This window comes from Euzebyella saccharophila, assembly GCF_014855495.1.
Classification (GTDB): domain Bacteria; phylum Bacteroidota; class Bacteroidia; order Flavobacteriales; family Flavobacteriaceae; genus Euzebyella; species Euzebyella saccharophila.
Genome location: NZ_JACYFJ010000002.1, coordinates 699146 through 720103 on the forward strand (window position 1 = coordinate 699146; position 20958 = coordinate 720103).

Consider the following 20958-nt stretch of genomic DNA (forward strand, 5'->3'; position numbering starts at 1 on the left):
CTCAAAATCATATATCCTAAAGACCTCTCCGGTCCTACTATAATTCTTCCCTCTATTACTTTTTAGGTGGTTCGTTTATATGTTCCGTACTCACATTATAACCTTTGTCCTGTAACATTTCAATCATAAATGGCAGTCGGGTTTTAAAATCATCCCAATTCTTGTGTTCTTTGGGAGACCATACAACCTCGGACAAGGCGGTCATTCTAGGTAATGTCATGTATTCTGCATAATCGGGAGTAGCAATGTATTCCGTCCATAGATTGGCTTGAGCCCCTAAAATATACTTCTGCTCTTCTTTTGTTAACTCATTTGAAAGAGGTTCGTAGGAGTATACATGGCTCAAAGGTAGAAACCCACCAATTGCCAAGGGCTCATTTTCGGTATCTTTAGCTTGGTAATAATCAAAATACACATAGCTGTTGGGTGTCATGATTACATCATGCTTTTGACGCGATGCTTCAATTCCTCCGGCTTCACCTCTCCACGACATCACCGTTGCGTTGGGAGCTAGCCCCCCCTCAAGAATTTCATCCCATCCAATAATCTGTTTGCCTTTACTGTTCAAGTAACGCTCCATTCGTGTAACAAAGTAGCTCTGTAATTCGTGTTCATCGGCGAGCCCTTCTTCTTTCATCCTTTTTTGGCAAAGTGGACAACGTTCCCAGTTCTTTTTAGGACATTCATCACCTCCAATATGGATATATTCCGAAGGAAATAAAGGAATGATCTCATCGAATACATCTTGCAGGAACTTAAAGGTTTCCTCTTTTCCGGCACAATAAACATCATCATAAACTCCCCAAGATTCTTGTACAATCTTTGGTGTACCGCTTGCCTGAAGTTCCTTGGATTTATCGGAAATCATTTCATTCGGTACAAATGTAGGTTCCTCAGGAAAACAACTTAGATAAGGATAGGAAGCAATGGCTGCACCGGAATGACCTGGCAATTCTATTTCTGGGACCACAACAATATGTCTGTCCGCCGCATAGGCTACAATTTCTTTTACTTGTTCCTGTGTATAAAAGCCACCAGAACGGGTATTATCATTAGATGTTCCCGGAAAATGATCTACAATAGTACCATTTCTCCAAGCGCCAAATTCCGTTAGCTTTGGATACTTTTTTATTTCTATACGCCATCCTTGATCCTCGGTAAGGTGCCAATGCAAACGATTCATTTTATGCAAAGCAATGAGATCAATATACTTTTTTACAAAATCAACATCAAAGTAATGGCGGGCCACATCCAACATCATCCCCCTGTAAGCAAAACGGGGATGGTCTTTAATGGTAACCGCAGGAACGGTAAGATCGGTCGAAGCCTCATTTTCCTCAGCAAGCTGTAACAACGTCTGCAATCCATAGAATACACCGGTGGCGGTCTTTCCCGTAACGCGGACGTTGTCATAACTTACATTTAATCCATAACCTTCATTATGGGCTATACTGGCATCCAATTGAAGAACAATATCCGCATCAGAAGCACTTTCCGTCTTTTGTAATGGTTTGCCACCAAGGTTGGTAATTCCTTGAGAAAACCATTCCGCTTCCTTTTGGAGTTCAGGAGATGCAAAAATTGACATTCCTGAACCAATTGGGAATCTTCCCTTTGCAGTAGTTAGTTCTACAGGCTTTGGTACTAGGGCATAATCCTCCGTTTTGTTTTCAATTTCTTTGTACTTGTTGGTACAGGCGCATAGTATGGCCAGACAAAAAATGGTAAATGTCCTTTTCATTAATAAAGGTTAGCTTGGTTTGGATTCGGTTAAACTACTAACTAATTTTTGGTACTAAATAATGTTTGGTGCTGCAATATATAAAATTTTGTGTACGTACACATAAAAATTGCGTTAAGGTTAACACAAAATGAAAAATATTTTATCTTTGACCTTCCCATGAAGAAAAAATATGTCTTAAAGGATATCGCGAAACTTGCAGGGGTTTCCATTGGAACAGTAGATAGGGTTATACACAATCGCGGTAGGGTTTCTGCGGAATCCGAAAAAAGAGTTAAAGCGGCTATAAAGGAATTACATTACGTGCCCAACCCTGTTGCACAATCCCTTAAGAACAATAAAGTTCACCAAATAAGAATTTTATTGCCAGACCCCAGCATTGACCCCTATTGGGTGCCTTGTGAACATGGCATCCATGAAATTAAAGATGAGTTCAAAGCGTTTGACCTAGATATAGAGCTATCTTACTTTGACCCTGTAAAGGTAAACTCGTTTAAAGAGGCTGGCGAAGCCATTTTAGACCAAAAACCTGATTCATTATTATTTGTTCCACTTTTTGAAAAAGAAAGTGTGCTTTTAATGGAAAAACTAAAGAACTCCAATACCTTAACCTCTACTTTTAATAGTCCCTCCAATAGTGGGGTACATCAATTTATTGGTCAGAACCTGTTTTTAAGTGGTCGCGTAGCAGCCAAATTAGCTTGCGACCATCTGCCTTCCGAAGCCAATGTTGGAATTTTACATTTAGATGAATCCTTTAATAATGCACTACACATGCAGGAGAAGGAAAAAGGATTTAGAGCCTATTTTGAAGAAAACTGTCCAACATCCAAACTGTACACCCACACTTGGGATTCCAGTAGATCAAAGTATCACTTAGAAAAGCTACAGAATGATTCCCTTGTGTATGACATCCTTTTTGTGACCAATTCCAAAATTCACCCTGTGGCTATGGCCGTTCATGAATTGGGTCTGAAAACAAAGCTGATCGGTTATGATCTTTTAAAGGAAAATGTAGTCTGTCTCAAAGAAGGGAGAATTGATTTTTTAATCCATCAGGCACCAAAAACACAGGCATCCTTAAGCTTAAAAAATGTAATCGAGCATTTGTTATTTAAAAAACCGTTACCCGAAACTGTGCTTCTACCAATCGAAATCATCAACTCAGAGAATGTAGATAGCTATTTATAAGCAAAAGCGATAAATTGATTTTATAATAAAAATGCCCTTGCATGTGCAAGGGCATTTTTGCATCAATCATACTTTGGATTGTTTACGCTTCGCAGCTTACACAATCTTTCTTTTGCCTAAACTTTTGGGCCGCGTTCATACTGTGTTGATAGTACATTGACTTTAGACCCAATTTCCATGCGGTAACATGTATTTTATTGATTTCTTTGACCGGCATCTCCGGATGTACAATAATATTCAATGATTGACCTTGATCAATATGATGTTGCCGCGCTCCCGCTTGGTACACAATATCCATCTGATCTAATTCTGAATACGTTTTGAAAACAGCTCTTTCTTCTTCCGTTAGGAACTCTAAATGCTGAACGGAACCGTCATGATCTCTAATGTCTTTCCATACTTCGGAGGTGTTCATACCTTTCTCCTCCAATAACTCCATTAAATAAGGGTTCTTGATGGTCGTTTTGATTTTGGCGATATCCTTCACATAACAGTTAGACCAAATAGGCTCAATACCTTGTGATACCTGACCTAAAATAAAGGCTGATGAAGTTGTAGGTGCAATAGCGTTCAAAGTGGCATTTCTTCTCCCGTAGCCCTTCAATATTTCGGGTTCGCCAAAACGATCCGCCAATTCCTTTGAAGCCTTGTAAGAGCGTTCCTTTATTTCCCTGAAAATCTCACTGTTGAGATTATAGGCCTCTTGACTATCAAAAGCCAATCTTTTGGATTGCAATAAGGAATGCCACCCAAGAGCTCCAAGTCCTAATGCCCTATTTTCTTTTGCGAAGTTATAGGCCCTTTCCATGAAAAGGAAGGTTTGTCTGTCTTCCCTACTATCAGAATCTCTGTAGGCCTCTAATTTATCTATAAACTCCGTAATGGTCGCATCCAAGAAATGAACCATGGTTTCTACTGCATCTGTATCTTTCCATTTGTCATAGTGCAAAAGGTTGATGCTTGAAAGTACACATACAAATGACCAATTGTCATTGGACGGTAACATGATTTCCGTACAAAGGTTACTGGCATGGATTCGCTTGTTTTTATCTTGATAGACATCCGCAGCACCATTATTGGCGTTATCCGTAAAGAATACATACGGATAGCCCATTTCTCCCCTTCTTTGAAGCACTTTTGCCCAAACGGTTCTCTTATCTACATCACCGGCAACCATTTCCTCCATCCACTGGCTATTTACGGTTACCCCGTGAGTGAGCTGTTGAATAGGGTTTCCTTCCGTACCTATTTCCAAGAATTCCATAATATCCTTATGGTCAATAGGTAAGTATGGCGAAAAGCGACCGCGGCGTACAGAACCTTGGCTTACAACATCCACCATAGACTCGAACAACTGCATAATATGCACGGCACCTGACGCCTGACCGTTATTTTTAACGGCCGATCCCCTATGCCTAATGTTACCAAAGTATCCAGAAGTACCACCTCCTAGTTTGGACATCATACCAACTTCAGATTGTGTATAGAGAATATTCCCCATATCATCATCTATGTGCGAACCAAAGCAACTAATTGGCAGACCTCTTCTTTTTCCAAAATTGGACCAGACGGGTGACGCCAAGGAAAAGAAACCTTCGGACATATAGTGATAAAACTTATCTGCATAACCAGGTATTCCAAGTATATCCTCTGCCCTTTCCGCGATTTCCCTTATACGCCCTTCCGGGGTTACGCCATCTGTCAAATAACCTGATTCCAAGAACTTACGGCTGTTCTCATTTAGCCATGCAAATCCTTGATCTTCCTGGGAATTCAATTCCGCCAGTGCACTCTTTCTGGCATTGACCAATTCTTGAGTTTTGTTTTCTTTTAAATCTGTACTCTGTACTGCTGTTTTGTTCTCCATAATTTAAAAAAGGTCGTCGCTGGTTATACTTTGTGTTCTTTTGCTATAGTTGATGGAACGCTTTACAAAAAAGTCCCCGTGTTTTGTTCCAATAATTTCATCATCAAACCATTCTGTTTCTGCCAACAGTTTTTGGTCCACTTCAAATATTTTAGGTATTCCTATGCTTTCCAATGAATTGTTGAAGCGATTCTTGATAAACTCATTGATTACCGCCTTTGGAAGGAAATCCAATTCTCCCTCTTCAAAAATCCAATTAACAATTTTGCTTTCGGCAATAAATGCCTCTTCACACACCTCTTGGATAAGTTTTTTGTAATCATCGTTAAACCACTCCGGGTTTTCCGTTTTAATGATATTGATCAGATCAATACCAAAATCCCCATGGATCTGCTCCTCTTTGGAGGTAGCCTCTACCACATTGGAAATTCCCTTCAATTGGTTCTTGTGCTTGTTAAAAGCCATTATTATCAAGAACTGAGAGAACAATGAAACATGCTCAATGAACAAGGAGAACAAAAGAATGGACTCTGCATATTCCTTTTTATCCTCACTTTTGGCATTTTTGAGAGCGTTTTCCAAATAATGTACACGCTTCATGATTACCGGCTTTTTCTTTAGGGTCTCAAATTCTCTATTAAGGCCTAAAATTTCCAGTAAGTGCGAATACGCATCGTGGTGTCTCACCTCACTTTCGGCAAATGTGGCTCCAACTGAACCTATTTCCGGTTTTGGAAGTCTGTGATAAATATCTCCCCAAAAAGACTTTACAGCTACCTCAATTTGAGATATGGCCAGCATAGTGTTCTTAATGGCACTTTTTTCCACTGGGTCAAGTCCCGATTTAAAATCCTGAATATCACTTGTAAAATTGAATTCTGTATGAATCCAATACGAGTGTCTTATGGCAGAAACATATTCATACAATTGAGGGTATTCATACGGCTTTAGGTTCACTCTTTTTTCAAAGATGTCCGTTTTGCGCATTTGCGCCCTTTTGTTCCTATAAATAATGTAGGCTTTTGCTACATCATGGAACTCCGTTTCCATAAGTTTGTTCTCAACAACATCTTGTACCTGTTCTACCGTTGGAATATATGATTCATCCCTGGCTGTACGCTCAAGAAGTACCTCATATACTTGGTTGGCAATTGATTCTGCATTAATTACCTGCCCGTGGTCAACGGCGGTCATAGCCTTTGCTATCGCATTCGTAATCTTGTGAAGGTCAAAAGGTTGAGAGGTGTAATCTCTCTTGATAATATAACTTATTTTCATGACGGAATATATTAGGAGGAGTTGTAAAAAGCTCGTAGTGTAAAATTCATATTTTATTCACTTTGATTTAAACCGTACCCTTGATGTTTTTCAACATTCTTATCAACAGGTAGATTTTTGGAGCATTTTTCCGGCAATTTTTTAATTTTTATTAACAGGTAAAAACCCACTTTTATCACAACTGGTATATCTTAAAAAGAGAACCCAAAAACACCACTACACTAGGAGTATATGGTCTAAAACTTACCCTAAAACAACCTCAGAAAACATCTTGGAACATTAGGGCCAAAACGGTAGAATGTTGATTGTTTTAAACAGATAATAAGATGAAATAAAATTTAAAATTTGTCTATCAAAAAAATTCTTATAACGTTTTCGTACAACATTTTTATGGAAGAAAATTTCCCATAAATGAAATCTGTAAGTTATAATTGCCCTAAAAAGTGACACCAATAAAAAACGGATGCACTTTCATGCATCCGTTTATAAATTTCACAGTTGAGTTCTAATTAAATTTCAACTGTTTATTGATTTTACTTGAACGATACCTAACAATTTTTGCTCTAAAAGAATTTTCCGATTTTTCATCTTCCAATTTCTCCACTTTTCTTTCGGGATCTAAATAACCATATTTTCTTATCAAATTCATCATCCAAAATTTAAATTCCTTACTAATTTAATCTACCAAGTCTTCCAAAGACTTTACCTTGTTGAGGTCTGTTCTCAATTTAAGCATGTGGTTTCTAACAATTGCGGAGACCTCAAGGGGAAGCCCAGTTTCTTCAAGTAATTCCGTATACTCCTCAATAGCGGCTTTATCACCACGAATACATTCTTCCAACATAGCCTCATCGTTATCTGCAGAGAACATGTTTTTTACGTCCATCCAGGCTCTATGTAAAGTACCTTTGGCACTTCCGTCCCTATCAAGCACGCCATAGGCCGTTTTCAAAGATGTGGCCAATTCCATATTAAAACTTTCACGCTCGGTGGATTTTCTTTGAAAAAAGGCTTGAAGCGCTCTACCATCCGCATTCTCCGCAGCTTTGGCATATCCTTTCTGAGCATCGATATTACGGTCAAGAACATCTCCCAACCTGTCTACTAAATTTTTATTTTTTGTTTCCATAACATACATTTTTAAATTGTACAATATGAAATTAGACACAAAATCAACTGCTGGTTAATCCATTAAAAAGATAATATAGCGCTTTTGAATCTGTAGTACGTTTAATCCAAATCTGAACGCTCTAGGGGTAAATATATGATGAATTGAGCACCTTGCCCCTTCTGTGAAGTAGCTCTTATGTAACCTTTATGATTCTCAATGATTTTTTTAACAATGGCGAGACCAATGCCCGTACCTTGGTATTCCAATTTTCCATGTAACCGCTGAAATATCTCAAATATCTTCTCCGCATTCTCTTCCTCAAAGCCAATGCCGTTGTCCTTAAAAGTGATTTTTAAATAGTTTTCATCCGGTACGTAATCCTCTATTTCTATTTCGTTGCCACGTACCTTCTCACTTTGTATGGTAATTATAGGTACTTGGTCCTTTTTACCAAACTTTATCGAGTTCTCCAATAAGTTCTGAAACACTTGTTTCATTTGAAAGGGGATTACTTTTAAAGCTCCCAGTTCACCAAATTCAACTTTGGCGTTTGATTCCTCTACACTTCCAGAAATGTTCTCCAGAACACTTTCAAGAATGGTGGACAAATCGGTTTCCTCAAACTGAAAATTCTCGCTTCCCGTTCTTGAATAGGCCAATAACTCATTGATGAGTGTACGCATGCGCTCTATGGCATTATCTATCCTATCCATATAGCTCTTACTTCTGGAGGAAACATTCTCCCCATCAAAAGCAATGACCCTTTCCATAAACATTTGAATTTTCCTTAGAGGTTCTTTTAGGTCATGACTTGCTATATAGGCAAATGATTCCAGTTCTGCATTAGTAGACTTTAGCTTTTTTACGGTGTCCTGTAATTGCTCATTAGAACTTTCAAGCTGGTAAGTTCGTTCCTCTACCTGTTTTTCCAGTTTTTTTGAAAAGTCCTCAAGCTTTAATCTACTTAGTACGCGCTGCGTGGTATCATTTACAACGATAATGGATTTATGGATTGTATTGTCTATTTCACGTAACGGATGACAGGAGAAATCCACATAAAGTCCGTCTTTATCTTTACTACCAGAGGACCAAAGCATATCTCCCAATCTAAGGGTCTCCCCTTTGGTGGTACAAGTTCTAACCTCATCCAACAACTGAACATTTAGAGGATTGGGCATTAAATCATTCAATCGTTTTCCTACAACATCCTTACGTTTCCTTTTTACAAATTCATCTAAAAAGGTATCGTTCATGGTTTCTACAATCAAATCCGGACCCTCTACAATAGCCATGGCTATGGGAAATTGGTCAAATACGTTTCTAATCTTCACCTCCGTTTCTTCTACCCCAAATTTGGCCCGCACATTGTCCGTAACGTCATAGGCTACCAGTACTATTTCTACCACAACACCGTCCTCTATAACCGGTTTAAATATAAAGTTGTAAAACCCTCTTTGCAGCAACCCTTCTTTTTCCAGTGTCAATGGATATTCCGTTCCAGTTTGTTCCCGCTTGGTATTTTTTATTTCGGCAAGTATGGGTTCCAATCCATTGCGGGTTTCGGGCAAAATATCAAATAAAGGAAAATCTTGGCATTCATAAAGACTTTTGCTCCACATCTGTAGTGCCTTTTGATTAACAACGTTTACCGTATAATCCTCAGCATCCACAATAACAATCCCAATAGGGGCATTTTCAACCAGCTGCCGAAAACGCTCTTCCTTTTTACGTAAATTTCTAAGTGTATTCTGTTGCTCTGTAATATCTTGAAAGGTACCGTTAAAGCGTTGAAGCTTTCCTTCTTTTGTGTAGAGTGCCCTACCCACGGCCCTAATTTCTCTTTTTTTCTGAGTGCGTTCATTTTTAATTATAAAGGACACATCTAAAACTTCATCGGTTTCCGGGGTGAGAACCTTTTGTAAACTACGCTTAATTCGTTCTCTATCTGTAGGCTCAACAATGGACAAAAGTTCATTAGGAGATTTTATATTGCTTTCCCCCAATCCAGACCATCCTAAACTTCGATCGTTTATTTTTATGGTGGAATCTTCATGCACATAATCCCACGTTCCTAAATCCGCTGCGTCAATGGCCAGTTGGAGTTCATTGGTTTTCTCCTCCAATCTTTTCATAGCCAAAACACTGTCAGTTGTTTCACTGCAGGTAACGAAAACACCTTCCACTTTAGTTCCCTCTCCAATTACGGGAGTGTATCCAAAAGTCCAATAGACCTCTTCAATACGTCCATTCCTATAAATGGGTATCAATTGATTTTCCAAATAAACGGAATCCCTATTTATCATCACTCTTTGAAGAAGTGGATGAATAGTATCCCAAATCTCTGGCCACGCCTCCCCACCAGGAAGTCCTAATATTTTGGGGTGCTTTCCTTCATTCCCTAAACTTAGCCTGTAGGCATCGTTATAAAAACACCGAAGCTCCTTCCCCCAAAATAAAAACATTGGCACCTTGCTATTAAGTAACATACTTAACATAGGCCTTATGCTTTGTGGCCAAGTACTAGGATGGCCCATAGCAGTTTTGGTCCAATCCTTTTCCCTTGTTATTTTCCCCATCGTGCCACCACCTTGTAAGAATGATAGCTCCGCTTCAGTTGGTAGGTTTCCCATTAAGTCGATTTATTTTAAGACGATGAACCCATCGTTCTTGAATTCAAATATTATTATCGGCTGATAAAAGACCTCGAATTTATTAAATGGACAAAAGAATTCTTAACTCAATAAAAGTGATATTTAACGTATACGTTCTAAGCCTAAAAGCACTATCAAATAAACTCTTTCATGCTCCCTAAGATTCACCCTCTAAAACACTGCAAACCAGTGTTTTGTTACAAAAAAGACGAAAACCAAATAAAACTTAATTCTGTATTCTTAATAAGTAAATGACAGATTTTTTTTAACAGTTTTAACTGTTTTTCACAACTGGTTGAGAGTCAATTTTTTATTTAAAATTAGCACTGATTTACTCAAATTTATTATCTCTTTGTTAACATATTATTGATAAAGAAAATAAGTTTGAACACTTTTAAAATCGATGAGGATAGACCCTCGGAACATATTAGGAAAATAGCCCTAACCTTTAATGGCGAATTTGAGGAGGGATTAGGTGCCTCCTCGCTAAAACTTGACAATTCTGAGATTGGGCATGGATATATCAATCTTTACGAGCCATTTCCAGGAATGAATGTTAGGACCTACAATTTAAAATTAAGCAAAGAACTTTCCTTTAACCTAAAGGATCACGGATACTCACCCCTCTATCTCATTTATTGCCTTGAGGGTAGTTATTATCATCATTACAGCAGTACTGAGGGAGCCACTAAAATAGCTCAAGGAAGAAACCTGATCAGTATTTCTGCAGCTAACGAGGAACATGAATTGACCTTGCCCGCAAATGAGGACATTAAAATTTCGGTTATTGCCCTTCTCCGGAACAAATTAAAGGATGAAGGAAGGGGAAATTTAGTTAATGTGATAAGGGATATTGTACTTAAGATGGACCAGGGTGAGTCCTATCAATTTATTGGCGGGCTTAGGAACAATATTGAGAGACACGCTAAAATTCTGGTTGAAAATAGACGTACGGACCTCGCTGGAAAACTTATTACCGAAGCCGCCGCATATACTACTCTAGCCGCCCAGTTGGATGACCATGACAAAGACCTTTCCAAAAGCACTAACATAGAGCTAACGGATAAAGAATTGGATAGGGTTATAGCGCTTTGTAATTATATCTCCAACAATCTAGATAAGTCCAACACTATTAAAGAGCTGGCTTATACGAGCGGACTCTATCCTAAAAAACTTCAGGATGCTTTTCAATATCTATTCAATGAGAGCGTTGCCGCTTTCATAAAAAACATGCGTTTGGAGAAATCAAAGGAATTACTGGAAAACACCAATCTTTCCGTGGGACTTATTTGCGACAAAATTGGTATTAACAGCAAGAGTTATTTTTCAAAAATCTTCACTGAAAAATATGGTAATCTACCTACTGAATATAGATTATCCTTCAATCAAGGTGAGAATTCGTTTGAATTAAGTTATCGCTCCAAAGCAAGGTTGTATTTGCCGGATACTGAGGTTGAAAAAATTGTAACCCTTTCAGAACAAAGCAATAAAGATGTAGGTATAACCGGTTGTCTTATTTATTATGAAGAAGAGTTTTTTCAAATAATTGAAGGAAAAAAATCTGATGTTTTAAATCTATTTGAAAAAATCAAGGAGGATGAAAGGCATAAAAAAGTAACAATTCTGTGGAAAGGTTACAGGAAGAAAAAGATTTTTAAGGAGCCTGGGTTGTTCTTTGTTTCGGACCGAAAAAATTTTAACTACAACCACATTAAGGATTTGGGCATTACTATGCAATCCTTACTTAGGGGTGATAAGAAAACAGCCATTAAAGATCTTAGATTCTGGCAACGTATAAGGAATCTTATCATTGACAAGGCCCTTGTAGGGTAATTATCGTCTTAAAAATAGGGTAACGAGAAAACTTAGGAGAAAAAACAATATAGAAATGTACAGAACTACATTTGAAGCTTTTCTTTTAGAGGAAAGGTCTCCTACTATAAGCTGTAACTGTGAGACTAATTTTTTCATAAGCAGCAAAATATTTTTTCAACGCACTCCTTCTATGTAGAGTTTGACTATTCTAATTGTGGGGTTTGGGGATAATTAGAACTATTCCTATCAAAATTACCTGTACGTATTCACTACTCATTAAAATGCCGAACAAATGTTTAACAAATTTGAATAAAGATTTCTTTTTTTACCTACTTTATAGTTTCTTAATAAAGAATTTAACAGTATTAAAGTTTTTAATAGCGAGACCGGTTTAAGCCGGTCTTTTTCATTCTCGCACCCCAATGCAAAACAAAGTATCACTTTTGGTCACTGGAGGTGTGCCCACCATGTAAAGAACTACCCCTGTACCCGAAGCTTTTATAGTTTCAATAGTTTCACCAAATTCATTGGTGATATAACCTAGCTCCTGTTCATCTTTTACAAAATCACCAGCCTTTACGTCACTATAAAAAATACCTTTTGCAGGTGCTTTTATATACACTTGGTCATTGTATTTCTTCAATTCTGAAGGTAAATCTAAATCTGTTTTGTACATCTGAAGGGCGTTCATTACATGATAGATACCATTTTTGTTCAAGGCAACCGCATCTGCCTGTACATTTCCTAATTTACCCGCTTCAAAACTCAATCCCACCTTACCATCTTGAACGGCCTGTTTGAAGGCATATTTAGCAGGTTCGGTATCCTTGAGTGTGTAACCATAAGAGACTACGTTGGAAAATCCGCTTTATTCCGATAGTTTTTTCGCCATGGCTGTTGCTATAGGTTGGCCTTCACGATTATAGTAACAAGCAAAAGGTAATAGGTCTTCACTTGCATCTCCCCCATGGATATCCAAAAACACATCGGTCAAGGGTATAATATTCTTGGTAATATAATCCGCCACCTGCAGAGTGACCGTGCCGTTCTCTTTACCCGGGAATGCATTATTTAAATTAACCCCGTCATTGGGATTAACAAAAACCGATCGGCCGTAAAAAGCAGCGGTACTACTGATTGGAATTATAATAAGACTTCCTTTTAAGTCCTCAGGGCGAATTTCTCCAAGAAACTCTTGAACCGCCATAATTGGGGGATACTCATAACCGTGAACACCGGCCAGTATGGTTAAAATTTTACCCTCCTCTTTTCCCTTAACAATAACAATGGGCAATTCGGTAGCGTTTTTTAAACTATCATTAAAAGACACCTTAAACTTTAAAATAGACCCCGGTTTGGTATTCTCAAACTTATCTTTAAATGATTCTTGACCTATTGCTCCCATCGTTAGGAAGAAAAATAAAACAAGTACCCTCAAATGTACCCTCATCACCTACATATTTAAATTTCGTGTAGGCCTCAAATTAAGTAAAAGCCTAGCAAACCGTAAAATTAAAGAGAATCGGTCAAAAATGATTTCAAGTAGTTGCTAATTTGAGATTATAATTTATCCAATTGTAGATAACGAACACTCGGAATTTGTATTAAAAACCAAACTATAATTAGTTTTGCAAACCTGCCTTGAATTCTAAAGTTTGTCCATGAAAGCACTTCAAAATCATATCGCAAAGTATATTGATATTAACGTAGATAAATTTGAAGAGTTATTCGATTATTTCAAGGTAATTCACGTACGTAAAAAGGACCATTTAGAAATGTACACAGGGCCTGTGTTTCAGCATAATTACTTTGTCATCAAAGGATGTTTACATATGTATTTCTTGACAGAAAAAGGTGATCAACAATCAGTTCAATTTGCCATTGAAAATTGGTGGATCAATGACCCTTTGAGTCTTTGTCACCAAAAAGAAAGTGAATTTCAATTACAAGCAGTAGAGAAAAGTACGGTTTTAGCCATATCGCAAAGTGATCAAGAATTACTCTTAACAGAAATACCAAAATTGGAACGTTATTTTAGGGTGATGAACCAAATAGGGTTCGGAGCCGCCCTGCACCGAATAAAATATATGTATGAAGCCTCAAAAGCGGCAAGGTATTTTCAGTTTGTGGAAAGATACCCACAGTTCGCGCAACGGGTACCCCAATATTTAATCGCTTCTTTTTTAGGTTTGACACCGGAGTACGTAAGTGAAATAAGGGCGAAAAATCGTTCTTAAACTAGCTTAAGAAGATGTGATTTCTACCTCAATACATTTGTATCAAATCCTAAAATGATATAAAATGACAAAGAGAATCAACATCTATCAGACCCAACCCGAAGCTTTCAAAGGAATGTTCGCTTTGGAAAAATTCTTAACTGAAGGCCCCCTCAACAAGAAGCAGATTTCACTCATTAAAATGAGGGCTTCTCAAATAAACGGATGTGCCTATTGCCTAGCCATGCACTCAAAAGAAGCTCTAAAAGCCGGAGAAAGCCCAGAAAGACTACACCTTCTAGCTGCTTGGAAAGACTCCAATGAATTTATCAATGACGAAAAAGTACTTTTAAGGATGACCGAAGAAATAACCAATATTCATGAAAATGGACTTACGGAGGAAACCTATCAAATAGCGACAGAATTATTTGAAACATCTAGTCTCATCTCGATTATCATGGCTATTGCAACCATAAATTCTTGGAACCGAATCGCCATCAGTACACGATTGGAATTTAACAGTTCTGTTACATAAAAACGATTGCTTGTATTGAGGTTTTAAAATCGCTTTGTTCCTAAAATCCTTACCCATTTCCATTCCGTCATCAGTGTTCTATTTGTATCAGTTTTTGGTACAAAACTTACATGGCTTATCCTAACAAGCCTCTAGTTTTACATTGTTGCAACTAGTTTTTTGGAATCATGTTTTCCAAGATTTCAATGTCAATTATTTATTAATAAAACATTATGAACACTAGAAACATATACAAGTTACTCTTTATATCTTCCCTACTACTAATGGGGTGCAATGATGGGGAAGATGATCAAATCGTCAATACGGTGCAAGAAGATTTAATCAATACGGATTATCCGGAGAAGAAACAGGAAGTGATAGAAACTTGGGACGCTATTGAGCAAAGCCTTAGAGATGGTGACATTGATAAGCTTATTTCATTTCACGGATACAGTCCCAAGTTTACGGAGTATAAGAACGGAGAAGCAGTAAATGGTGCCGAAGCCAATGAAACTTTTGAACGCAACACCTTTGGGGCCCTTACCGAGGTTGTAAAGTTTGACACCGAAGATTTTAAGGTTTCCGTTTATGGAGATGTCGCCAATGTGACTTTTCAGACCGACTTCCATTTAAAATTTGGTGATAATTTGGTTGTTATAAATGAACAAACCACCCTGTTATTTGTAAAAACCAACGATGGTTGGAAAATTGTTCATGAGCACCATTCGCCTTGGGCGCAATAACAAAAAATACCAGTAAAGCTTGATATACAAAGTAGGAATGATGGGTTATTAATCCTGTAATTTATTCTTTGAAGAATAGAAGGGCACCTATAAAGCATAAAAGACCGGTACCACCGGTCTTTTATGCAACCTAGATTAAAATATTTCACTTGGCATTTTCACATCATCTTTGGCTTTTTACTTTGAAATAATTTCATGTTATGCCCTATGTCTGTGTATAAGGTTCAACCAATAAATATACTTTTAACTTGCTATCTCTTTCATGGCAGCAACAAACGTATCCAATTCCTCCATTGTGTTATAAAGGTGAGGTGTTACTATAATCCCTGTTTTTTTGGTGGTGGTAAATATTCCATATTTCTCATAAAGAATTTCAACTAATTCAGCAGAGTCTATTCCAGTAACTCCTACATTACCTATAGCACCATACCTTTGAGAATCACTAGGTGAATAAATTTTAATATTTTTTTCATCTCTGAGCTTATCCATCCAATAGGTACTTAAAAACCGTAATCTTTCTTCCTTTAGTTTTCCTCCTATTTTTTGATGGAAATTGATAGCATCCTCAATTGCTAAATAATCATGACAGGGAAGGGTACCCACATGGCTAAATTTACGTATGTCGTTTTCATCATAGGTATCATCACCATAAAGTGGCCAAACTTTCCCTATTTTCTCCTTTTTCATATATAATAATCCCGTACCCAATGGTGCACCAAGCCATTTGTGTAAACTAGTACCCAGATAATCACATTCCAATTCCGGTATTTTAAAATCTACATGGGCAAAGGCATGAGCAGAATCTGAAATTACTTCTACATCATATTTGTGCGCCATTCTTGAAATTTTACTTACGGGTAATATTTGACCGGTGAAATTGTTGATGTGGGTAACAACCAACACCTTTGTTTTATTTGTTATGGCCTTTTCATAAGCTTCTACAATTTCTTCATCACTTTTAGGATCGGAAGGTATCTTAATAGTCTTATTTACAGAACCGTATCTTCTGGCCCTCATAGCAAAGCATTGCACAACGCTGGGGTAATCAACGTCCGTAAGTATAACCTAATCCCCCTTATTTAATTGAAGTCCCAATATAATTGTATCCAATGCCTCCGTTGTATTACGGCACAACAACAACTCTTCGGTTGAGCAACCAGCTAATTCTGCAACCTGTTGATATATTTTTTCCTTATCGATTTTTCTTTCCCGACGCATAAAATACGAATGGTTATCATTAATGTGGTTTAAATGAGTCATCTGTGATTCTCTTACCGGTTCTGACATCATACTATAATAACCATTCTCAAGATTTATGAATTCTTTGGATGGTTTGTACAATTTTTGGATGTCCTTCCAAAATTCTTCATCTTTTGCCAAAGCATTTGGGTCTAGAGCATTTTTTCTTTCCCAATTTATATTTGCAGATGCAAGCAAGTCCATATTGGTAAAAGAATAGGCGCTAAGGCCCGCAATGGCCCCTATTGAACTTTTAAGGAAATGACGTCTCTTTAATTCGTCGGACATATGATTTTATCTGTTAAGGGTTATTAATTAGGTTCCAAAAAATGTTACTGTATTTAATACTTCAATATATAATTAACTAGTTATGAATTACAAGTGTAGGTGGTGGACTTACCCTTGATTTTTCAATTCCTATTCCACAATTTTAATATCAATGGAGGTCCTACTCTGCCAGCCTGTTTCATCTGTTATAGCGTACGCACAATGATAATCACCAGTATCAATGTCCTCGGGTATGGTTACCTCAATAGCAATCTCATATTCCTGAACGCCGCCATCTATAGCATAGTTTTCCATAAAAATCCATGGATTCACTGATGATTTTAAGGGCAATAGTTCGCAAACTCCTATTTGATCATCATGGGTATGATGGTCAAAATTATGATGCAGGTCAAGACTGTAGGAAGCCAAAGCTTCATTATCTGTAACCCGGGCCCTAAAAGTGTAAGTCTCCCCTCTTTGTAGTTCTTCACAACCTTGCGGAAATCCATTGGCATAATCAATACTAATAGTTGGCCTTTCCTCATCCTTTGATGATGAATCATCCGATGAACATGCAAAAATTAATAGAGCAGACGCCAGATATAATATTTTTTGTAATCTTTTCATTTATTCTGTTTTTTGATTAAAAACAGCCCCATTTTCTTTTCATTTTAGGAAATGGGGCTTTTTTAACTTAAGCAGTTACATCAATATGGGTAGCTATCATTTTGGTATTCCCATCTTCATCCTCAATGGTTATCAGCATATGGTATTCACCTGCAGGTGCCGTTGCGGGCACATCTATATGCTTATGAAATTCAGCGGAAGTCTCTTCATGAAGACCCTCTTCATAAACTTCTTCAAAATCCCACTCTTCTTCCCCTTCTGCCAATTCGAGATCATGTGCGTGAATATCAACGCTAACATTATGAATACCATTAACGGCTTCAATCATGAATTCCACATGAAAATCACTTCCACGAGCAACGGTTTCATCAATAGACATATCACTCACCGTAATGGGATCCATTATTTCAATTTCTCCTTCCACCTCTGTACTATTACCATTCTCATCGGTTACGGTTAGGGTAATGTGATATTCACCGGCAGGAGCTGTGGTTGGAATGTCTACGTGCTCATGAAATTCAGGGTTGATTACTAAGTAAGAGGCATTCGTAAAAGTCTGTTCAAAATCCCATTCTTCCTCACCTTCTCCCACTTCCAAATCGTGTCCATGAATATCCAGCGTAATGGAAGCTACGGTGGCCTCAGCCGTTATTTCTGCCTCCAAATGAATATCACTTCCTTTATAAGCTACGGATTCCCCTCCGTGGGTACTTCCTTCTCCGAATTCAAAATTGGTAATGGAAGGAGCAGCCAATTGAATGTCTCCATCATCGTCACTACTACAGGAATACAAGGTAATTGCGCATGCAATTAGCGCTAATTGTTTTAAACTTGTTTTCATAAAATAAGAATTTGTGTTTGTAAATAAATGATTAATTAAAGGTTCAAGGTGATTGAAACGGAAAGGTTACGGCCTGCCTCAGGCACATCTATGAGCCTGTAAAAACTGGTGTGGTCGTAATATTCCGTATTGAAAATATTATTGAGCTTTATCCTGAAAAGAGTCGGATTTTCGTTTTTAAAAAGGTTTATTTTGCCCATGGCGGACAAATTGATTACTTGGTAGCCCTGGGTTACTTCCTCTGGTGGCACAATTTCCCTTTGCCCGGCAGCTATCCGTAAATCGGCATTCAGATGTAAATCTTTAAAAAAGCTAAAATCGCCCATGGAATAATTGGCCGATACCATTCCTATTAGCGGTGGGGAAAAAGGGATGGTGAAACCCTCCTTTGGACCACTATTCTGTCTTGGAAAAAACATACTCCGCAGAAGTGTCCATGTGTAAATTAGAAGTGACATCCACTCCCAGATTGACTTCTCCCCCTACCCTAAATACCCTGGCCTGCGTATATTCATAAATTTGTAAGGTCTCATTATAGTCTGAAGTAGGGTTGAGATATATGTAATTATCAAAAAAGTTGACAAAAGGACTAATTCCAACGGAAAAACCACTGGCTACATGAGACACTTCTGCATCCAATTGGTAGGAAGCTTCCGGATTTAAATTTAAATTTCCCCTTTCGTACCTGTACATATGGTAGTTGAAACCATCCGAAGCAAGTTCATGCGCCAAAGGCATTCTAAAACTTTTACCGGTATTTATCTTATAAGTTGTATTGCCATGAATGTAACTTAGACCTAAAGAGCCGCTAAAACTCTTAAAGTTCAAGGAGGTATCGCTTGCACGTTGAAGGTATATATTGGAGGTACTTCCATCTGCATTGTCCACCGGCGATTGAAACCAATCATAATGGTTTTTGGTCCTTAGCCACCCTAGGTCATATCGCAAACCTCCTTGCAAATGCAAGTTTTCATTCCACTCAAAATGGTCAAAAACAAATAGGCCTCCAGTAAAGCGATCATATGCAGGAATCAAAAATCCCCATCCTCCAATATTGTTATTTTGAAACTCTGAATTAATTCCTAGAGATAGGGTGTGGCCGCCCACCGTCTTATATAAATCCCGTACATTGGCCGTGTAGGTGTTTTTGTGAATATACGCTCACGACTATCCGGCGGTGTAGGCATATATCCGTGGGGCACAGGTTCTGATTGTTCCTCCCTTTGATTGTTTTGAAATCCTAAATCAAACTGAAAAGTGTGATCTCCTAAATATGCGGTTGTATTATGGGTAATTTTAAAGTGGTTCACTTTATGAAACGGTAGGTCTACATCTCTACTCGAAGCATCATAATCAATTCTGGACAAACGCACCTCCAAACCATGTGCGTTGGGAAAAAAACCGTTCGTTGCATTTACGTTACTAACAAAAGTCTCTGACTTAAAGTTTTCCCCTATAAATCCAATGCTAAAACTACCATTTGCCTCTTGCCCCGCTGTATTTCTTAGATTGTTTTCATGTAGTTCAAAAATGTAATTTTCATAATTGATACGTTTCGTAGGCACTTTAAAATCTGCATAGTCCCTATAAGTTAAACGAGCCCTGTAGTACCATTTTTCCTTTCGACTCTGGACTCCTGCGGAAATGGCCAAAAGGTCATTATTGGTTTCACCCAATAGATTTACCTCCCCACTAAAGGAATTCATTTCAGGGACTTTTGGAGGCAAAATATCAACAACACCGGCAATAGCATCAGACCCGTACATAAGTGAGGCGGGGCCTTTGACTATCCTAATGTCCTCCAAGCCGTATTGGTCAATTTCCAGACCATGGTCACTGCCCCATTGCTGTGCTTCATGCTTGATTCCGTTTTGAACCACACTCACCCGGTTAAAACCAAGCCCCCTAATCGTAGGCTTTGATTGACCGGAACCAATGGTCATGGTACTTACACCAGGAATTTTTCTTAAAGTCTGCATCAAACTATTTTCCCTGTTAGCGTGCAAGAATTCTTCATCTATTTCTACGGATACAGTTGCCATTTCCTGTGCTTCACGCTGTTCTGTCTTTCCCCTTACGGTTACCTCGTCCAACACTGTATTGGATGGTCTCAATAAAATGTTCCATGTGGTGGTATCTTTCTGTGAAAGTTGTACTTGGGTGCTAGCATAACCAATATGTGATACCTTTACCATTTCCGAATTTTTTATTTGAAGTGAGAATTCCCCCATTTCGTTAGAAACAGCATAATCATATTTTCCTATAATGGTAACCCCGGCAAGGGGTGCCTTGGATAATGAATCCATTACCTTTCCCCTTATTTTCAGGGGTTCTTGTGCAAAAGCATACATGCCATGGCAAATGCTAAGCAGCATACAGAGCTTTTTAAAAGCCATACTCTTATAATAAAATGTAGACTGTACCCTGAGAGTTATGGGTACAGGTTGTGATTTAGTAACTCACATAAAGCATTGGAATAGCCGCAACCTATCAACCATTGATATTTAGGTTGACCGCAGACTGTGAAATCCAATGTGTTCAGAGGGAATAAAGTACGGGTGGAGGTCGTGAAAATTGGTTATAAGAACAATAACCAAGACCGTGATTGGAAGTATACCAAAATTGAATTTTCTCCTGAAACGGAATCTCCGGATTTTCAAAAGAGATTTCTGCCGTATTTGTTGGTACAACAGGGGTTTGGTGATTTAGTTCCAAAACATGGCAGATATCGCAATCTTCCATGGAGGCCCCATCCTCATGGGCAAACACATGAAGACTGCCCAGTTCCATCATTAGGAAAAAGGCTAGAAACAAATAGGAGATTGTTCTTCTAGTTTCTATTGTCATGTTTTGGGAC

Annotated in this window: 20 protein-coding genes; 5 read left to right on the top strand and 15 right to left on the bottom strand. The window is 38.1% G+C overall.

Going from position 1 to position 20958, the window contains the following annotated elements; translation table 11 throughout:
• Positions 1-55: 55 nt before the first annotated feature.
• Positions 56-1741: a beta-N-acetylhexosaminidase gene (locus IL355_RS09590; protein ID WP_192461939.1), complete on the bottom strand. Its 1686-nt coding sequence runs from the start codon at positions 1739-1741 to the stop codon at positions 56-58.
• 159 nt (positions 1742-1900) lie between these two features.
• On the opposite strand from IL355_RS09590, the gene IL355_RS09595 reads away from it, so the two are divergent.
• On the top strand, positions 1901-2932 hold the full coding sequence (locus tag IL355_RS09595; protein WP_192461940.1) for a substrate-binding domain-containing protein: 1032 nt from the start codon (positions 1901-1903) through the stop codon (positions 2930-2932).
• Positions 2933-3014: 82 nt separating this feature from the next.
• Here the strand turns inward: IL355_RS09595 and IL355_RS09600 are convergent, their stop codons facing one another.
• The 4 genes from IL355_RS09600 to IL355_RS09615 all read right to left on the bottom strand — a co-directional run bounded on the left by IL355_RS09600 (position 3015) and on the right by IL355_RS09615 (position 9818).
• Positions 3015-4799, bottom strand: a complete 1785-nt coding sequence (locus IL355_RS09600; protein ID WP_192461941.1) for a ribonucleoside-diphosphate reductase subunit alpha — start codon at positions 4797-4799, stop codon at positions 3015-3017.
• Between the two features lie 3 nt (positions 4800-4802).
• A complete protein-coding gene (locus IL355_RS09605) occupies positions 4803-6077 on the bottom strand; it encodes a ribonucleotide-diphosphate reductase subunit beta (RefSeq protein ID WP_187455929.1) in 1275 nt (424 codons plus the stop codon).
• A 676-nt stretch (positions 6078-6753) separates the two neighbouring features.
• On the bottom strand, positions 6754-7206 hold the full coding sequence (locus tag IL355_RS09610) for a ferritin-like domain-containing protein (protein ID WP_192461942.1): 453 nt from the start codon (positions 7204-7206) through the stop codon (positions 6754-6756).
• A 101-nt stretch (positions 7207-7307) separates the two neighbouring features.
• Positions 7308-9818 (bottom strand): ATP-binding protein, encoded by a 2511-nt coding sequence (locus IL355_RS09615; protein ID WP_192461943.1) that lies wholly within the window; start codon positions 9816-9818, stop codon positions 7308-7310.
• A gap of 405 nt (positions 9819-10223) precedes the next feature.
• On the opposite strand from IL355_RS09615, the gene IL355_RS09620 reads away from it, so the two are divergent.
• Positions 10224-11672: a BLUF domain-containing protein gene (locus IL355_RS09620; RefSeq protein WP_192461944.1), complete on the top strand. Its 1449-nt coding sequence runs from the start codon at positions 10224-10226 to the stop codon at positions 11670-11672.
• Between the two features lie 388 nt (positions 11673-12060).
• Here IL355_RS09620 and IL355_RS19455 read toward each other — a convergent pair whose 3' ends face one another.
• Positions 12061-12429, bottom strand: coding sequence for a succinylglutamate desuccinylase/aspartoacylase family protein (locus IL355_RS19455; protein WP_449401710.1), 369 nt, complete (start codon positions 12427-12429; stop codon positions 12061-12063).
• A 93-nt stretch (positions 12430-12522) separates the two neighbouring features.
• Complete coding sequence (locus tag IL355_RS19460; RefSeq protein WP_449401711.1) at positions 12523-13104, bottom strand: hypothetical protein; 582 nt, start codon at positions 13102-13104, stop codon at positions 12523-12525.
• 211 nt (positions 13105-13315) lie between these two features.
• On the opposite strand from IL355_RS19460, the gene IL355_RS09630 reads away from it, so the two are divergent.
• The 3 genes from IL355_RS09630 (at position 13316) to IL355_RS09640 (ending at position 15127) form a co-directional block, all read left to right on the top strand.
• A complete protein-coding gene (locus IL355_RS09630; protein ID WP_192461945.1) occupies positions 13316-13891 on the top strand; it encodes a Crp/Fnr family transcriptional regulator in 576 nt (191 codons plus the stop codon).
• A gap of 64 nt (positions 13892-13955) precedes the next feature.
• Positions 13956-14405 (top strand): carboxymuconolactone decarboxylase family protein, encoded by a 450-nt coding sequence (locus IL355_RS09635; protein WP_192461946.1) that lies wholly within the window; start codon positions 13956-13958, stop codon positions 14403-14405.
• A gap of 212 nt (positions 14406-14617) precedes the next feature.
• On the top strand, positions 14618-15127 hold the full coding sequence (locus IL355_RS09640) for a YybH family protein (RefSeq protein ID WP_192461947.1): 510 nt from the start codon (positions 14618-14620) through the stop codon (positions 15125-15127).
• Positions 15128-15370: 243 nt separating this feature from the next.
• Here IL355_RS09640 and IL355_RS09645 read toward each other — a convergent pair whose 3' ends face one another.
• The 8 genes from IL355_RS09645 to IL355_RS09670 all read right to left on the bottom strand — a co-directional run bounded on the left by IL355_RS09645 (position 15371) and on the right by IL355_RS09670 (position 20948).
• A complete protein-coding gene (locus IL355_RS09645; RefSeq protein ID WP_317175491.1) occupies positions 15371-16189 on the bottom strand; it encodes an aminotransferase class V-fold PLP-dependent enzyme in 819 nt (272 codons plus the stop codon).
• 3 nt (positions 16190-16192) lie between these two features.
• Positions 16193-16654, bottom strand: coding sequence for an aminotransferase class V-fold PLP-dependent enzyme (locus tag IL355_RS09650; RefSeq protein ID WP_192461949.1), 462 nt, complete (start codon positions 16652-16654; stop codon positions 16193-16195).
• 129 nt (positions 16655-16783) lie between these two features.
• Positions 16784-17260, bottom strand: coding sequence for a DUF4625 domain-containing protein (locus IL355_RS09655; RefSeq protein ID WP_192461950.1), 477 nt, complete (start codon positions 17258-17260; stop codon positions 16784-16786).
• A 67-nt stretch (positions 17261-17327) separates the two neighbouring features.
• Positions 17328-18101: a DUF4625 domain-containing protein gene (locus tag IL355_RS09660; RefSeq protein ID WP_192461951.1), complete on the bottom strand. Its 774-nt coding sequence runs from the start codon at positions 18099-18101 to the stop codon at positions 17328-17330.
• A gap of 35 nt (positions 18102-18136) precedes the next feature.
• Positions 18137-18520, bottom strand: a complete 384-nt coding sequence (locus tag IL355_RS19440; protein ID WP_380081226.1) for a hypothetical protein — start codon at positions 18518-18520, stop codon at positions 18137-18139.
• Entirely contained in the window at positions 18498-19208 is a 711-nt protein-coding gene (locus IL355_RS19195; RefSeq protein ID WP_380081227.1) for a TonB-dependent receptor domain-containing protein, read from the bottom strand. Before IL355_RS19195 ends, IL355_RS19440 begins: the two co-directional genes overlap by 23 nt.
• Positions 19184-20476 (bottom strand): TonB-dependent receptor, encoded by a 1293-nt coding sequence (locus IL355_RS19200; protein WP_225621170.1) that lies wholly within the window; start codon positions 20474-20476, stop codon positions 19184-19186. Before IL355_RS19200 ends, IL355_RS19195 begins: the two co-directional genes overlap by 25 nt.
• A 163-nt stretch (positions 20477-20639) precedes the next feature.
• A complete protein-coding gene (locus tag IL355_RS09670) occupies positions 20640-20948 on the bottom strand; it encodes a hypothetical protein (protein ID WP_192461952.1) in 309 nt (102 codons plus the stop codon).
• Positions 20949-20958: the final 10 nt, after the last annotated feature.

Coding starts and splice junctions, on each gene's coding strand:
- IL355_RS09590 (WP_192461939.1), bottom strand. CDS start 1,741: ATGAAAAGGACATTTACCATTTTTTGTCTGGCCATACTATGCGCCTGT.
- IL355_RS09595 (WP_192461940.1), top strand. CDS start 1,901: ATGAAGAAAAAATATGTCTTAAAGGATATCGCGAAACTTGCAGGGGTT.
- IL355_RS09600 (WP_192461941.1), bottom strand. CDS start 4,799: ATGGAGAACAAAACAGCAGTACAGAGTACAGATTTAAAAGAAAACAAA.
- IL355_RS09605 (WP_187455929.1), bottom strand. CDS start 6,077: ATGAAAATAAGTTATATTATCAAGAGAGATTACACCTCTCAACCTTTT.
- IL355_RS09610 (WP_192461942.1), bottom strand. CDS start 7,206: ATGGAAACAAAAAATAAAAATTTAGTAGACAGGTTGGGAGATGTTCTT.
- IL355_RS09615 (WP_192461943.1), bottom strand. CDS start 9,818: ATGGGAAACCTACCAACTGAAGCGGAGCTATCATTCTTACAAGGTGGT.
- IL355_RS19460 (WP_449401711.1), bottom strand. CDS start 13,104: ATGAGGGTACATTTGAGGGTACTTGTTTTATTTTTCTTCCTAACGATG.
- IL355_RS09630 (WP_192461945.1), top strand. CDS start 13,316: ATGAAAGCACTTCAAAATCATATCGCAAAGTATATTGATATTAACGTA.
- IL355_RS09635 (WP_192461946.1), top strand. CDS start 13,956: ATGACAAAGAGAATCAACATCTATCAGACCCAACCCGAAGCTTTCAAA.
- IL355_RS09640 (WP_192461947.1), top strand. CDS start 14,618: ATGAACACTAGAAACATATACAAGTTACTCTTTATATCTTCCCTACTA.
- IL355_RS09650 (WP_192461949.1), bottom strand. CDS start 16,654: ATGTCCGACGAATTAAAGAGACGTCATTTCCTTAAAAGTTCAATAGGG.
- IL355_RS09655 (WP_192461950.1), bottom strand. CDS start 17,260: ATGAAAAGATTACAAAAAATATTATATCTGGCGTCTGCTCTATTAATT.
- IL355_RS09660 (WP_192461951.1), bottom strand. CDS start 18,101: ATGAAAACAAGTTTAAAACAATTAGCGCTAATTGCATGCGCAATTACC.
- IL355_RS19440 (WP_380081226.1), bottom strand. CDS start 18,520: ATGTTTTTTCCAAGACAGAATAGTGGTCCAAAGGAGGGTTTCACCATC.
- IL355_RS19200 (WP_225621170.1), bottom strand. CDS start 20,476: ATGCTGCTTAGCATTTGCCATGGCATGTATGCTTTTGCACAAGAACCC.
- IL355_RS09670 (WP_192461952.1), bottom strand. CDS start 20,948: ATGACAATAGAAACTAGAAGAACAATCTCCTATTTGTTTCTAGCCTTT.